This is a genomic window from Thalassospira mesophila (assembly GCF_002115755.1).
Classification (GTDB): domain Bacteria; phylum Pseudomonadota; class Alphaproteobacteria; order Rhodospirillales; family Thalassospiraceae; genus Thalassospira; species Thalassospira mesophila.
Genome location: NZ_JFKA01000013.1, coordinates 13,869 through 29,306 on the forward strand (window position 1 = coordinate 13,869; position 15,438 = coordinate 29,306).

The 15,438-nt window shown below is 52.3% G+C and carries 14 protein-coding genes; 12 read left to right on the forward strand and 2 right to left on the reverse strand.

Annotated elements, in window-relative coordinates:
• Window positions 1-14: 14 nt before the first annotated feature.
• From TMES_RS19225 to TMES_RS19235, 3 genes are read left to right on the forward strand one after another with little or no spacing between them, the layout of a single operon-like run.
• Window positions 15-524 (forward strand): TRAP transporter small permease, encoded by a 510-nt coding sequence (locus tag TMES_RS19225; protein WP_085585593.1) that lies wholly within the window; start codon window positions 15-17, stop codon window positions 522-524.
• Complete coding sequence (locus TMES_RS19230; protein ID WP_085585595.1) at window positions 521-1,795, forward strand: TRAP transporter large permease; 1,275 nt, start codon at window positions 521-523, stop codon at window positions 1,793-1,795. Before TMES_RS19225 ends, TMES_RS19230 begins: the two co-directional genes overlap by 4 nt.
• Window positions 1,796-1,802: 7 nt before the next feature.
• Complete coding sequence (locus tag TMES_RS19235; protein WP_085585597.1) at window positions 1,803-2,852, forward strand: L-idonate 5-dehydrogenase; 1,050 nt, start codon at window positions 1,803-1,805, stop codon at window positions 2,850-2,852.
• 65 nt (window positions 2,853-2,917) lie between these two features.
• On the opposite strand, the gene rhaI is transcribed toward TMES_RS19235, so the two are convergent.
• Both rhaI and TMES_RS19245 read right to left on the reverse strand, forming a co-directional pair.
• Window positions 2,918-4,213 (reverse strand): L-rhamnose catabolism isomerase, encoded by a 1,296-nt coding sequence (rhaI, locus tag TMES_RS19240; RefSeq protein ID WP_085585599.1) that lies wholly within the window; start codon window positions 4,211-4,213, stop codon window positions 2,918-2,920.
• Between the two features lie 51 nt (window positions 4,214-4,264).
• Window positions 4,265-6,367: a bifunctional rhamnulose-1-phosphate aldolase/short-chain dehydrogenase gene (locus tag TMES_RS19245; RefSeq protein WP_085585601.1), complete on the reverse strand. Its 2,103-nt coding sequence runs from the start codon at window positions 6,365-6,367 to the stop codon at window positions 4,265-4,267.
• A 210-nt stretch (window positions 6,368-6,577) separates the two neighbouring features.
• Here TMES_RS19245 and TMES_RS19250 point away from each other — a divergent pair, with 210 nt between their 5' ends.
• The 9 genes from TMES_RS19250 to TMES_RS19290 all read left to right on the forward strand — a co-directional run bounded on the left by TMES_RS19250 (window position 6,578) and on the right by TMES_RS19290 (window position 15,438).
• Window positions 6,578-7,384 carry a DeoR/GlpR family DNA-binding transcription regulator gene (locus TMES_RS19250; RefSeq protein WP_085585602.1) on the forward strand — a complete coding sequence of 269 codons (807 nt, stop codon included), beginning with the start codon at window positions 6,578-6,580 and terminating at the stop codon, window positions 7,382-7,384.
• Window positions 7,385-7,455: 71 nt separating this feature from the next.
• Entirely contained in the window at window positions 7,456-8,451 is a 996-nt protein-coding gene (gene rhaS, locus TMES_RS19255) for a rhamnose ABC transporter substrate-binding protein (RefSeq protein ID WP_085585604.1), read from the forward strand.
• Between the two features lie 174 nt (window positions 8,452-8,625).
• Complete coding sequence (locus tag TMES_RS19260) at window positions 8,626-10,116, forward strand: sugar ABC transporter ATP-binding protein (RefSeq protein WP_085585606.1); 1,491 nt, start codon at window positions 8,626-8,628, stop codon at window positions 10,114-10,116.
• Window positions 10,117-11,112 (forward strand): ABC transporter permease, encoded by a 996-nt coding sequence (locus TMES_RS19265; protein ID WP_085585608.1) that lies wholly within the window; start codon window positions 10,117-10,119, stop codon window positions 11,110-11,112.
• Window positions 11,109-12,173 carry an ABC transporter permease gene (locus TMES_RS19270; RefSeq protein ID WP_085585609.1) on the forward strand — a complete coding sequence of 355 codons (1,065 nt, stop codon included), beginning with the start codon at window positions 11,109-11,111 and terminating at the stop codon, window positions 12,171-12,173. Before TMES_RS19265 ends, TMES_RS19270 begins: the two co-directional genes overlap by 4 nt.
• Window positions 12,174-12,488, forward strand: coding sequence for an L-rhamnose mutarotase (gene rhaM / locus TMES_RS19275; protein ID WP_085585611.1), 315 nt, complete (start codon window positions 12,174-12,176; stop codon window positions 12,486-12,488).
• A gap of 5 nt (window positions 12,489-12,493) precedes the next feature.
• Window positions 12,494-13,891, forward strand: a complete 1,398-nt coding sequence (locus TMES_RS19280) for an FGGY-family carbohydrate kinase (protein ID WP_085585613.1) — start codon at window positions 12,494-12,496, stop codon at window positions 13,889-13,891.
• A gap of 161 nt (window positions 13,892-14,052) precedes the next feature.
• Entirely contained in the window at window positions 14,053-14,646 is a 594-nt protein-coding gene (locus TMES_RS19285) for a LysE family translocator (RefSeq protein ID WP_085585615.1), read from the forward strand.
• Window positions 14,647-14,685: 39 nt separating this feature from the next.
• A complete protein-coding gene (locus TMES_RS19290; protein ID WP_085585617.1) occupies window positions 14,686-15,438 on the forward strand; it encodes a metallophosphoesterase family protein in 753 nt (250 codons plus the stop codon).

The window sequence follows — 15,438 nt, forward strand, 5'->3', positions numbered from 1 at the left end:
ATAGGGGAGCTATCGTGATCGCCACCCGTTTATATGCCCTGCTAATTGCCCTGTGCCGAATATTAACCGGCGTTGCCTTTGGCTTGCTTTTTGCAACCGTATTGTTGCAGGTTTTTGCCCGCTCGTTCCTGCCAGAATCACCGGTCTGGACCGAGGAGTTTACCCGCCAGTGCCTGCTTTATATGGCGGCATTCGGTGTTGGCCTGTCGTACCGCAATGGCGAACTGGTCAATGTGGAACTGGTGACCGATATTTTACCAGCCCCGATCCAGAAAACATTGCTGTTTGCATCGGCCGTGCTAACCACATTATTTGCCGGGTTGCTGGTGATGCCAGCATGGCAGTTTGTGGCGATTGGTAAATGGCAAACATCCCCTGCCCTTGGGGTCCGCATGGATTTTGTTCATGCATCTGTATTTGTTTTACTTATTCTTTTGTCGCTATTTGCCCTGCTGCGCGTTGTTCGCATGATCGCCGGGGTTTCTAATGGCAAACCTGAAGGCCAGTCCGGAGAATTGCCATGAGCCTTGCTATCTTGCTGGGTGTCTTTGCCGGCGGCCTGATTATCGGCCTGCCTGTTGCCATTACCCTTGGCCTGTCTTCAATGTGCTATCTGTTGTTTCAGGGCATGCCGCTTGTGATCATTCCGCAAAAAATGTTTGCCGGAATGGACGTGTTTGTTTTGCTGTGTATTCCCGGCTTTATTCTGGCGGGCAACCTGATGAATGGCGGCGGCATTACCCCGCGCATCGTGCGGTTTGCCAACGCCATGGTCGGCTGGATGCGCGGCGGCCTTGGGCTGACCAATGTTGCCGGTTCCATGCTGTTTGGTGGCATTTCGGGAACGGCTGTGGCCGATGCCGCATCGATTGGCGGCATGATGATACCAGGCATGAAACGTGCGGGATACCCGGCACCGTTTTCAGCCGCAGTTACCGCCGCATCCTCAACCGTTGGGCCGATTATTCCGCCATCCATGCCCATGATTATCGTCGGTGCCCTTTCGGGCATATCGGTGGGTAAAATGTTTATCGCCGGGGCCTTGCCCGGGATGATGATGGGCCTGGCGATGATGGTCACGACCTATATCATCGCGGTGAGAAACGATTTCCCCCATCAGCCGTGGCAGGGGTTTGGCGAACTTGGCAAATCGTTTTTAGGCGCGTTCTGGGCGCTCGCCATGACCGCCCTGATCATCGGCGGATTGTTAAGCGGCATTGCCACCCCAACTGAAACAGCCGTAATTGCCAGCTTGTATGCGTTTGTGGTTGGCGCGTTTGTGTATCGCGACCTGCCATTTCGCGCTGTGCCGGGCATAATGATTGACAGTGCCATTACCGCCGCCGCGATTTTGGCTCTGGTTGGTTTTGCCAATGTATTTGGCTGGATTTTGGTTGCCGAACGTATTCCGACCATGATTTCCGACGGCGTTCTGGCGATTACACATAACAAATATGTCGTGATCTTGCTGATCAATCTGGTGTTGCTGATTGTCGGCATGTTTATGGAAACCATTGCCGCCCTGATCATTTTGTTCGTGCCGTTATTAACACTGGCACAAAATGTTGGCATTGATCCGATCCATTTCGCCGTGTTTGCGGTGCTGAACCTTATGATCGGCCTGACAACACCGCCAGTCGGCATCTGCCTGTTTATTTGCGCCAATATCGCCAAGTCGCCGCTCGGCCCCGTGATCAAGGCGCTGGTGCCTTATCTGATCACGAACATCATCATTTTATTTTTGGTGTCTTATGTGCCGTTCTTTTCGACCTGGCTGCCGTCCCTGATGGAGTAACCAAATTATGGAAACCCGTGTGTGCCGCCTGTATGGCCAGCAAGATGTTCGTATTGAAACCGATATTGTCGCAACGCCCGAAGCCGGGCAGGTTACCGTGCGCGTCGGTGCTGGCGGAATTTGCGGTTCGGACATTCATTATTTTTATGAAGGCGGCATTGGTCAAATCCGCGTGCGCGAGCCAATTATTCTGGGCCACGAAGTGGCCGGAACGGTTATTGCCGTGGCCGATGGTGGGACCGATGTGTCGGTGGGGCAAAAAGTTGCCCTTAACCCCAGTCATCCTTGCGGTGAATGCGAATATTGCCAGCAAAATTTGCAGCAGCATTGCCTGAATATGCGGTTTTTTGGATCGGCCATGCGCCTGCCCCACATGCAAGGCGCCTTTCGCGATGTCATGACACTGGATGCCAAACAATGCGTGCCGGTTTCAAACGGCACCAGCCTGGCGCAGGCGGCCTGCGCCGAACCGCTGGCAGTTTGCCTGCACGCGGTCAGCCGGGCGGGTGACTTAACCGGCAAGCGTGTTTTGGTAACCGGTGCCGGGCCGATTGGGGCATTATGCGCGGCAGCGGCAAAACAGGCCGGGGCAGCGGAAATTATTGTCACCGATTTGCAGGATTACGCATTGGGTGTTGCCGCCCAAATGGGCGCAACCAAAACCGTTAACATTGCCACCCATGCCAGCGACCTTGCCATTTATGAAGACGGCAAAGGCCAGATTGATGTGTGTTTTGAATGCTCGGCCGCGGCCCCTGCCATTCAATCAGCGATTAAAATGCTGCGCCCGCAAGGTATTTTGGTGCAGGTCGGCGTTGCTGGCGATATTCCGGTATCGTTCAACCCGGTTGTTGCCAAGGAATTGACGATTATCGGCACCCACCGTTTCCATACCGAATACGCCGATGCCGTTCATGCCATCGACACCGGCAAAATCGATGTCCGCCCGATCATTACCACCAGTTTTGATTTGGAAGATGCCGTTGCCGCATTTGATATGGCACGCGACCGTAGCAAGGCGGTTAAGGTTCATTTTGCCTTTGCCAGCGAAGCCTAACTTGTAACATTATAACATAATCAATGGCCAACCCCTGCCGGTTTTGGCAGGGGTTGGTTTTGATATCAGACAATCCCCCCGCCGCTACCTTTACGCGCTGGTCGCTGTTTACCCACCGTTTCGCGATAACCCGTGGCGCGATAGGTTGTAATCGGGTCAATTGCGCCGCCTGCACGATGCCGCGCCATCGCCAAAATGGGCGATACATCGGTGATATAGGCCGATTTCAGGGTTCGGTTTGCCATCATTACATCGTTAGTGTCCTGATAGTCGGCCAGTTTGGCGCGGTCCACCAGCAATGCCTGAATATAGGCACGTTGGACTTCAACCGCACTGGAGATAAGGCTTTCGATCGGGTCGGTGACGTTGTGGGACTGGTCGAGCATATAGGCGGGGTTAAAGCCGGACGGATTTGAAAGTTCGGCATCGACCAGTTCGTTAAACACCAAAAACAGCTGATACGGGTTGATAGAGCCTGCATCAAGGTCGTCATCGCCATATTTGCTGTCGTTGAAATGAAAACCGCCCAGTTTGCCAAACTGAAACAGGCGCGCAACGATCATTTCAATATTTACGCCGGGCGCATGATGGCCCAGATCAACCAGGCATTGGGCCTTGTCGCCCAGTTCCTTTGCCGCCAGGTAATTGCTGCCCCAATCCTGAATAACGGTGGAATAAAAGGCCGGTTCATAAATTTTATGTTCGATGAAAACCCGCCAGTCATCAGGCAAGGCCGCGTACACCTTTTTCATCGCCTCAAGGTAACGTTCAAAACTGCGGGTGAAACTTTGCTGACCGGGGAAATTGGTGCCATCGCCGATCCAGACCGTCAGCGCCTTTGATCCCAGCTTTTGGCCGATTTCAATGCAATCGATATTATGTGCAATCGCCTGTTCACGCACGGCCTCGTCCGTATGCGAGAGGCTGCCATATTTGAACGATAACGGCATATCGTCATGGTCCTGAAAGGTATTGGAGTTCATGGCATCAATGCCAAGGCCCCACGATGCCGCCGTTTCGCGAAGCTCCGCCGGGTCATCGGGCCGGTCCCATGGAATATGCAGTGATACCGTGGGGGTTGCCTGCGATAGTTGCGCAATCACCGCGCAGTCGGCGAGTTTTTCGTAAATATTGCGAGGTTCGCCAAGGCCGGGGAAACGGGCAAAGCGCGTGCCGCCGGTGCCCACACCCCATGACGGAATGGCAACGCCAAAATCAACCGCCTTTTGGGTCAGCTGTTCAATATCAACATTTTGGCGGGCGAGTTTTGCCCCCAATGCGTCGTAATCCGCCAGCATATCGGCAAGGGCGTTTTGATTATGATCGGCGATTAATGCCGGATCGATCTGTTTGTCGGCCATTTCTGGTTTCCTCCCCGGCCCGTTATTATCTTTTTCGGGCCATTATATGGGTTAGCGCGTAAAGGACGGGGCGTGCCCGGCATCAACATTGAGGATATTACCGGTCGATTTTGCCGCCATGTCAGATGCCAGAAAATAGATGGCTTCGGCAATATCTTCGGGCAGAACGTTAAGCTTTAACATGCTGCGCTTGCGGTAATGTTCTTCAAGCTGGTCGGGTTCCATATCATAAGCTTTGGCACGCTGTTCGCGCCATTCGCCCGTCCAGATTTTGGAGCCGCGCAAAACGGCATCGGGGTTAACAACGTTAACACGAATACCATAAGGCGCACCTTCCAGCGCCAAACAGCGGGCCAGATGAATTTCCGATGCCTTTGCCGTGCAATAGGCCGATGCGCCCGGCGAGGCCACCAAACCGTTTTTGCTGGCAACAAACACCATGCTGGCCGCGCGGTCCTGTAATTTCATGATTTTGAAGGCTTCGCGCGAGACCAGAAAATACCCGGTGGACAGAATATCCATATTGCGCTGCCAGACTGCTAATGATGTTTCATCAATCGGGGCGGCAGATGAAATACCAGCGTTGGAAACCAGAATATCAATACCGCCAAATTCCGCGCAGCTGTCATGCATCAGTTTAATCACCGATTGTTCGTCGGTTACATTTACCGGAAGGCCACGCACGACATCCTTGCCAAAGGCCGCTTGCAGGTCGGAAACGGCCGTTTCAAGGCCTTCGGCATCAATATCGCAGGCCACAACACAGGCCCCTTCGCGTAATAACCGTGCACAGGAGGCCCGGCCAATACCGCCTGCCCCGCCAGTAACCACAGCAACCTGTCCGGCCAGGCTTTTGGGTTTGGGCATGCGTTGCAATTTGGCTTCTTCTAACAACCAGTATTCAATGTCGAAGGCTTCCTGTTCGTCCAGCCCCATATAGGTGCTGACGGTATCGGCACCGCGCATGACATTAATGGCGTTGATATAAAATTCACCGGCAATGCGCGCCGTTGCCTTGTCCTTGGCAAAGGACAGCATACCCACACCGGGGATCAGGTAAATAACCGGGTTAGGGTCGCGCATGGCGGGGCTGTTGGGGCGTTTGCAACGGTCATAATAGCCTTTGTAATCTTCGCGATAGGCAGCAAAGGCATCGGACAGACCGGCGATAATGCCGTCCACATCGGGCTGGGCCGGGTTCAGATCAATGATAACCGGGCGAATTTTGGTGCGCAGGAAGTGGTCCGGGCAGGATGTGCCAAGCGCGGCCAATGATTGCAGCTTTTGCGAATTAACAAATTCCAGCACGACCGGATCATCGGTGAAATGGCCAATTTTACGTTCGTCGCGGTCAATGAAGCTGCGAATGCGGGGCATTAAGGTGGAAGCAATGGCACGGCGCTGTGATGTATCAAGGCTTTGATGCTTTGCCCCGCCAAATGCCGTTACCCCGGCGGTTTTGGTCGCGAACCAGGCGATGGCCTTGTTAATGATGTCAATCGTGACGGAATAGCATTCTTCGGCACTATCACCCCAGGTGAACAGCCCGTGCGATTCCAGAACAACACCTTTGCTGTCGGGGTTTTCGTTAAAATATTTTTCCAGCATCAGCCCCAGTTCATAACCCGGGCGTTTCCAGGGCAGCCAGCCAATATCGCCGCCAAAAACTTCCTGCGTCATGGCCTTGCTGTCTTTGGATGCTGCAATGGCAATAACCGCATCAGGGTGCATATGGTCAACATGGGGTTTGTTGATATAGGCATGAAGCGGGGTGTCGATGCTGGCCGCACGGGGGTTGAGGTTAAAGGTGCAATGGGGCAGATAGCCGACCATTTCATCTTCATGATCCGGCCCGCGATACAGGTCCTTTAACGCACGCAGTTTTTCCATATAAAGGGTGGAAAAACCATCCAGCTTCATGCTGCCGACATCGCCGCCGGAGCCCTTGACCCACAGAACTTCGGCCTCGTTTCCGGTTAACAGGTCTTTTTGAAAGACCTTTGCCGATGTATTTCCGCCGCCAAAGTTGGTAATCCTTAAATCCGACCCCAGCAGATTGGAACGGTATAAAAGCCGTTCGGGCTCGCTTAATTTCGCCGCGTGGGCGGCATCCCATTTATGTGGAAGAAGCACATCAGACGAAACAGAAGCCATGACCTGATAACCTGTTGGTTGGACGTTACACCATGAAGACCAGCGTTAAATGCCAGCCAATTTTTAAAAATGCCTACCGCCGTTTTCAATCATAGTCAATCAATAACGATCATAAAGTTTCAATATTGCAGCGCAATATGATTGATTGTGACAATTTTACGATTGACAATGACTGGTTTTGCGGGAATATCAGGCGAATGGAGAAACAAAATGCACGAACGTGAACGACACAGATTGATTTTGCGCGCTGTTGGCGAGCGCCCGGTGGTGACCGTGGCCCAGCTTGTTGACATGCTTGATGCATCGGAGGCGACCATTCGCCGCGACATCAATGCGCTTGATCAGGATGGCAAACTGCGCCGTATTCGCGGTGGGGCAGAAGCCTTGCATCCGGTGTCGAACCAGTCGTTGCTGGGGCGGCCATTTTTTGTCAGCAAAACCATGAAGGTCATACAAAAATCGGCTATTGCGGCCAAAGCGGTCGAGATGTGCAGTGCCGGTGACTCGATTGTCATTCACGGTGGGTCAACCACCTATCAGATGGCGCCACTGTTAAAATCGCGCAAAATGCAAATTTTGACCAATTCGTTTTTGCTGGCCGAATTTCTGATCAAACATAGCGAAAACAATGTGGTTTTGCCCGGCGGCACCATTTACCGCGAACAGAATATTATTTTAAGCCCGTTTGAAAGCGATGTGATCCACAATTTTTATGCGTCCAAGGCCTTTGTTGGCGCACAGGGGATCAACGCGATGGGTTTGATGGAAAGTGACCCGTTAATCATCCAGTCCGAGCAGCGCCTGATCGAGCAGGCCGAGAAGCTGGTGGTGATGATTGACAGTTCGAAATTCAGCCAGCGCAGCAACATGTTTTTGTGCCGGTTGGACCGCATTGACACCCTGATTACCGATGATGGCATTCGCGACGAAGATCGCACGATGCTCGATAAGGCGGGTGTGAATGTTGTGATTGCGGAGTGTGAAGAAGACGCCACGGAAGAAACGGCAAGCGCATAATATAAGGGCCGCCAGAGCCTGTGCGTGACACCGGATAATGAAAACAAACGTCATATCATGGAGGAAACGCTATGAAATTCAGGAAGTCCCTTTTGGCGGCTGCGGCCCTTGTGTTTGGTCTTGCAACCGTATCGGCCCAGGCGGCAGACACCATTCGTGTTGGCCTGGTGGTAAAATCACTGGGAAACGGTTTTTTTGAAGCCGCGCGCGATGGCGCGATGGAAGCCGCCAAGGAAGTTGGCAATGCCGAGGTTATTTACACCGGCCCGACATCGACCACAGCAGAAGGCCAGATTGAAAGCATCAATTCCCTGATGGCCCAGCATGTGGATGCGATTGCCGTATCGGCCAATGACCCCGATGCCCTGGCCCCGATTTTGAAACGCGCTATGCAACGCGGCATCAAGGTTATTTCGTGGGATAGTGGCGTTGCCCAGGATGCCCGCATTGTGCATCTTAACCCGTCCAACAATGAACTGATCGGTAAAACCTGCGTCAAACTGGCGGCCGACGTTGTGGGGGATGGCGGCGGTGATATCGCGATTTTAAGTGCCACACCCACATCAACCAACCAGAATATCTGGATTGAGGAGATGAAAAAGGCCCTGCCCGATTATAGCGGTTTAAAGCTGGTTGATACAGTTTACGGCGATGATTTGGCCGATAAAAGCTATCGCGAAACCGTCGCCCTTTTGAAAAAATACCCGGACCTTAAAGCAATTGTTGCCCCGACATCGGTGGGTATTGTCGCCGCCGCGCAAGCAGTTGAAGACCAGAACATGGTGGGCAAAGTATTTGTCACCGGCCTTGGTTTGCCATCGGAACTGGCGGGCCATGTTGAAAAAGGATCGGTGAAAAGTTTTGCCATCTGGAACCCGATTGATTTGGGTTACAGCGCCATGATGATTTCCTACAAACTGGCAACCGGTGCCGAAGGTGGCCCGAATTCCAGGATTGAAGCGGGTCGTATGGGGACTATTTCGTTTGACGAAAATGGTGATGGCGCCATGTCGGAACCGTTTGTTTACGACGCCAGCAATGTTGAAAAATTCGCCAAAATTTTCTGATCCCGCAAGGGTTGATGGAAACCGGTTTTTGCCTCCCTGTGCCGGTTTCCATTTTTTCCTGCAACGGTTTTTGGTGGCGTAAACATATATCGCGCAGACACAGCCAACGGCACAACTGCGCCACACGCACCATTTCCACATTTTTCGATAGTGACAGCGACAAGGGTCCGTTTCATGGACACGCCTGTTTTAGAACTTAAAAACGTTTCCAAGACCTTTCCCGGGGTTAAGGCACTGGACGGTGTTGGCCTGCAACTGTTTCCCGGCCAGGTCACAGCGCTGATTGGGGAAAACGGGGCTGGAAAATCCACGCTGGTTAAGGTTTTAACCGGTATTTACACCCCGGACGGCGGCGAAATACGGGTGGGTGACACTGTGGTTGAATTTCATGCCGCCACCGATGCCGTAAAATCGGGCATTTCCGCCATTCATCAGGAAGCGGTGATGTTCGATGAGCTTAGCGTCACTGAAAACATTTTTATCAACAATCAGGACCGCAACTGGCTGGGGATGCTGGATTGGCCCTTGATGCGCAAACGCGCCCGGCAATTGCTGGAATACCTTGATGTGCCGGTTGACCCGCAAACACCCCTTAAAAACCTGAGTGTTGCGCACAAGCACATGGTGTCGTTTGCATCGGCCATTTCGCACAATTCCAATATAGTAATCATGGATGAACCGACAGCATCGCTGTCGCATCAGGAAATCAACGATCTATACAAGCTGGTGCGCCGCCTGAAAGAAGAAGGCAAGGCGATCCTGTTTATCAGCCATAAGTTTGATGAAATTTTTGAAATTTGCGACCGCTATACCGTGTTTCGCGACGGGCAACTTGTGGGATCGGGCATGATCGGCGCCGTAACCCAGAATGACCTGGTTGCCATGATGGTTGGCCGCACAGTTGAGCAGGTTTACCCCAAAACCGACGCCGAAATTGGCCCGATTGTAATGACAGTGCAGGGCCTGTCACACCCGACCGAATTTAACGATATTTCGTTTGATTTGCGCAAAGGCGAGATTTTGGGCTTTTACGGGCTGGTGGGGGCCGGGCGCAGCGAAGTGATGCAGGCCCTGTTTGGGCTGACAAAAACCAATGCCGGTAGCATGACACTGCAGAACAAACCCTATGCCCCGGCCAATACCAGCCAGGCTATCTCAAGCGGGCTGGTATATGTGCCCGAAGATCGCCAGCATCAAGGCGCGATCCTGAGCCTGCCCATTTTTCAAAACATTACCCTGCCCCGGTTAGGCGGCCTGTCGCGCCACGGGTTTATTGACATGGCATGCGAATATGACGTTGCCCGCCATTATGCACAAAGCCTGAATCTAAAGGCCGCCAGCCTAAGCGAGAATGTTGAAAACCTGTCAGGCGGGAACCAGCAAAAGGTGGTGATTGGCAAATGGCTGGCGACCAACCCCAATGTCATTGTCGTTGATGAACCGACCAAGGGTATTGATATCGGGTCGAAGGCCGCCGTTCACCAGTTTATGGGTGATCTGGTGGCACAGGGATTGTCGGTGATTATGGTGTCATCTGAATTGCCCGAAATTATGGGCATGTCCGACCGGATTATAGTGATGCATGAAGGCCGCATTGCCGCCCGGTTTGACCGCGACACGGCCAGCGCCGAAGCGATCGTAACCGCTGCAACGGGGGCTGCATAAATGACAAACACCCCATCACCCCTTGCCAGAATTCTGGCCCATCGCGAATGGATCCTCGCGGCGATTATTATCTTAATGACCGTCGGAATTGGCACACAGGAAGCATTTTTTATAAGCCCCAACAACCTGTCTGAACTGTTAGATGACACTGCCATTCTGATCATGCTGGCAATGGTCCAGATGCTGGTGATTGTAACGCGTTGCATTGATTTATCGGTTGCGTCCAATCTGGCATTGACCGGGATGATTGTTGCGTTGATCAATGTGGCGCACCCCGAAACCCCTGCCCTTGTCACCCTTGTGATGTCAATTGGTATTGGTGCAGTTTTGGGCGCCTTCAATGGCATATTGGTATGGCTGATCGGCATTCCATCCATCGTTGTAACCCTTGGCACCATGAGCATTTATCGCGGCATGGTCTTTTTGCTAAGCGGTGGCGAATGGGTGAATGCCCACGAAATGACACCGCAATTTTTGGCGTTTCCCCGTGAAGTGACATTGGGCCTGACAACACTGTCGTGGTTGGCAATCATCATGATTGTGCTGGTTGCGCTGTTTTGCCGCTATAGCGCCACTGGCCGCGCCATTTTTGCCATTGGCGGCAACCCCAAGGCCGCCGTGTATGCCGGACTGAATGTGGGTAAATACCAGTTCATTACATTTTGCATTTCTGGCGCGATGGCGGGTTTGTGCGGATATTTGTGGGTATCACGGTTTGCAGTTGCCTATACCGAGGTGGCCCTGGCGTTTGAATTGCAGGTGGTCGCCGCCTGTGTAATTGGCGGTATTTCCATTGCCGGGGGTATTGGTTCTGTGTGGGGGGCAGCATTGGGCGCGATTTTTTTGGGCCTGATCAAAAACGCCCTGCCGGTTTTAGGTATTTCACCGTTCTGGCAAATGGCAATTTCCGGGGGCGTGATTGTGCTGGCCGTTATTATTAATTCGCGCAGTGAAAAACAGGTAGGACGCCGCATTTTGCGAGAGGTGCATCAATGAACCGTCAAACCCTGCAACAAACCGCACCGCACACGACACAACACCAAACCGGAAACCAGCGATTTTTACCCGACAATCTGAACGGGGCCTGGCGCAACCGCTTGCTGCGCTGGGAAACATTATTGCTGGTATTTGTGGCGCTGGCATTTTTCGCCAACACACAATTATCCCCCTATTTCCTTGACCCGTGGAGCCTGTCGGATGCGACATTTAACTTCACGGAAAAAGCAATCATCGCCTTGCCAATGGCGTTGCTGATTATTGCCCGCGACATTGATTTGTCGGTAGCATCGACCATTGCCTTGTCATCCGTTGCAATGGGGGCGGCCAACAGCGCCGGTATCGACCCTGCGGGAATGGTAGCAATTGGCGCAGGCGTGGGATTACTCGCCGGGCTTTTTAATGGCTATATCATCACCCGCTTTGACATTCCTGCCATTGTTGTGACCATCGGCACCATGAGCCTGTATCGCGGCATTGCCTATATCGTGCTGGGCGACGGGGTGTATCGCGATTATCCGCAAGGTTTTGCCTTTTTCGGCCAGGGTTATGTTTACGGGGTGATTTCGTTTGAATTTACCCTGTTTCTGTTGCTCGCGGTGATTTTCGCCGTGATTCTGCATAAGACAATCTTTGGGCGCCGCGTTTTTGCCATTGGCAACAACCCGACAGCGGCGTTGTTTTCGGGCATCAATGTAAAACGGCATCGCATGGTACTGTTTACACTGGTGGGGCTTTTTTCCGGGATTGCCGCCATCTTGCTAACATCACGCATTGGTTCCACCCGGCCGTCCATCGCGATGGGCTGGGAACTGGAAGTGATCACGATGGTGGTTTTGGGCGGTGTCAGCATCATGGGCGGGGCGGGCAGCATTGCCGGCGTATTTATTGCTGTATTTTTGATGGGACTGGTGACATTTGGCATGGGACTTTTGAATGTGCCAGGTATCGTTATGTCCATTTTTACCGGCATTTTGCTGATCGCAGTCATTGGCACACCCATTATATGGCGACGGGTTGTGCAAGCTCAAAAAATGCGTTCAAAAATGCGAGGCGGATAAATGGAACAGATTGCCTTTAAGATGCAGTTGAACCCCGGCCAGGCAACCGAATATAAACGCCGCCACGACGATATCTGGCCCGAACTTGTTACGGTTTTAAAAGACGCCGGAATTTGCGATTACAGCATTTTCATTGACGAAGAAACATATGTTCTGTTTGCTGTTTTAAGGCGCAAGGCGGATCATGGCATGGATACCCTGCCTGATACTGCCATCATGCAAAAATGGTGGGCCTATATGGGGGACATTATGGCAACCAATGTCGATGACAGCCCTGTCAGCCGCCCGCTTTTACCCGTATTTCATATGCCGTAATCGCCATGAAACATACAAGACCCGTTGCCATTGCCGTTTTTGATATTGGCAAAACCAACGCCAAAATCAGCATCCATGATGCGCGAAATGCGCAGCTGTTTTGGGAAGAAAAGCAGGCTAACACACCCCTGCCCGGCCCGCCCTATCGCCATCATGACATTGATGGATTATGGCAGTTTTGCCTGGCACAATTACAAAAAGCAGCAAACGAATTTAACATTACCCGCATTGTTGTAACCACACATGGGGCAACGGTTGTTGTTTTGCACGACGATACAGTTGTGATGCCGGTAGTTGATTATGAAAATGAAATACCGGCCGCCATTAACGCCCGTTACGCCGCCCTGCGAGACCCGTTTGTGCAAAGCCTAAGCCCCGATTTGCCCGCCGGGCTTAATATCGGGCGGCAAATTTATGCATTAGGCCAAACGCAAGGTGATGTGTTTGATACCGCCAGCGATTTTTTGCTGTATCCGCAATATTGGGCGTGGCGGTTATGCGGGGTAAAAGCCAGCGAGTGCACGTCATTGGGGTGTCATAGCGATTTGTGGCACCCGGAAACGGGGGAATGGTCCAACCTGGCAAAAAAACAGGGCTGGCACAGAAAATTTCCCGACGTCAAACGGGCAGATGCCGTGATAGGCACCCTTTTGCCCGACATTGCGGCACAAACCGGCATATCACCTCAATGCGAAATTTTATGCGGTATCCACGACAGCAACGCATCGCTTGTGCCCTATATTCAAACAATGCCCAAACCCTTTACGCTGGTATCAAGTGGCACCTGGGTAATCTGTTTTGGCGTGGGGAGTACCGCTACCCGCAATTTGCGCGAAGATCGCGATACATTATGCAATGTCGACCTGGACGGGCATGCCGTACCCAGTGCGCGATTTATGGGCGGGCGCGAATATGAAACCCTGTGCGCGGATGCAAGAACCGACTTTAACATCGATGATATCGACCATGTGATTGATCAGTGTGTTTTTGCCATTCCATCCTTTGCAACGGCAGGCGGGCCTTTTGCCGGGCATCACGGCAAAATTGAAAATCACGAACTCCTTACAACACCGGCCCACCATGCGGCACTTGCAACGCTTTATAGTGCATTAATGATCGATTATTGCCTGGGCATGATCGGGGCGGGTGGCCCGCTGATACTGGATGGTCCCTTTGCCCAAAATGCCCTGTTATGCCAAATTCTGGCGTTATTTCGGGCCGAACAACCAGTGCATATTGCATCGGGCAGTGGCGGGACCAGCCATGGGGCGGCCCTGTTGGCATTGGCGGAAAATGATACACTTGCCCCCGACGAACTGCTGCACGAAATTGACAGGGAACTAACCGGTGCGCGATATACAAACTATCGACATCAATGGTTTTTAAGATTGCCTGCAAGGTAAGATCAAACCGGCATGTTCGCCGCCAGGCCCTGAAATGTTTTCACGTTTTGCTGATGAATTCTCATTCGCCAAAACAAAAATGTGCTGGCAATCTGCTGTTCCAGATCAGATAAATTTTTAAAATACGATCCGCATTGCCGGGTCATTCTGCAAGGAACAACATGGACATTGCCACCATTTTTTCCCTGGCACTATATGCTTTCGTGATGTCCATAACGCCGGGGCCAAACAATGTCATGTTGACATCATCGGGCCTGTTATTTGGTATTCGGCGTACGGTTCCGCATATTTTGGGTATTCCATTTGGCGTTACCCTGCAACTTTGTCTGACAGGCGCAGGGCTTGGCGCTGTCTTTGCCGTTGAACCACGATTGCAGCTGGTTTTAAAAATTTGCGGCACCTTTTATTTATTGTGGCTGGCCGTTAAACTTTGGCGCGCGGGCGAGTTAAAAGAACCCGGAGCCGCCCGACCGATTTCGTTTTTACAGGCGGCTGCATTTCAATTTATCAATCCCAAAGCATGGCTGATTGCGATTACAGTTATTGCCACATTTATTTCACCAGGGGATCATTACTGGCTTCAAATTGCGCTGGGATGCCTGGTTTTTACCATAACCGGCGTTCCCAGCATGGCGGTTTGGGCTATATTTGGATCAGCATTGAAAAGCATTTTACATGACCGCAAAAAACTGCGTCTGATTAACCGGACAATGGCCGGGATTGCAGCGCTGACGGCAGCGCTTTTCTGGGCATAAAAGTGGTGCAAGACAATGTAACTGACCGACAGGAATAAAATGAAAATAGCTGTAATTGCCGATATTCATGGAAATGCCCTGGCGCTGGAAACTGTCATTGCGGATATAAAGCACCGGGGCGGTGCCGACATTGTGGTGAACCTGGGAGATTGTGTATCTGGCCCGTTATGGCCGCGCGAAACCATGGAAATTTTACACCGGCTTGGCGCCATTACCGTGCGTGGCAACCATGACCGGCAGGTTGCCACCCTGCCCCTGGAAACAATGATCGCATCTGACAGCTATGCCGTGCAGGAAATAACAACGGCGGACAAAAACTGGCTGGGTGCGTTGCCACAAACCGTAATGCCCGTGCCCGGCATTTTTGCCTGCCATGCCACACCGAACAATGATGCCACCTATTTGCTGGAACGCATTGAAAATGGCGGATTGGTACGTGATCACGAACCGGCAGTGTCGCAACGCCTGGGGTCGGTTAACGGTGCCAATATTGTGCTAACCGGTCACAGTCATCGCCCGGACCTATTGCGGACCAAAGGCGATATAACGATTATTAATCCCGGCTCTGTCGGGTGCCCGGCCTATAACGACGACGCCCCGGCCCATGTATCAGAAAGCTGCAGCCCCCACGCACGTTATGCCATTATCGCCTTGTCGGAAAAGACCTCTATGCCAAACGTAGACTTTATTGCGGTGCCTTATGACCATGAAGAAGCGGCCCGGCGAGCAGCCGATAACGGACGAGAGGATTGGGCCCATGCCATTCGCACCGGTTATGCCACCCCGGCATGA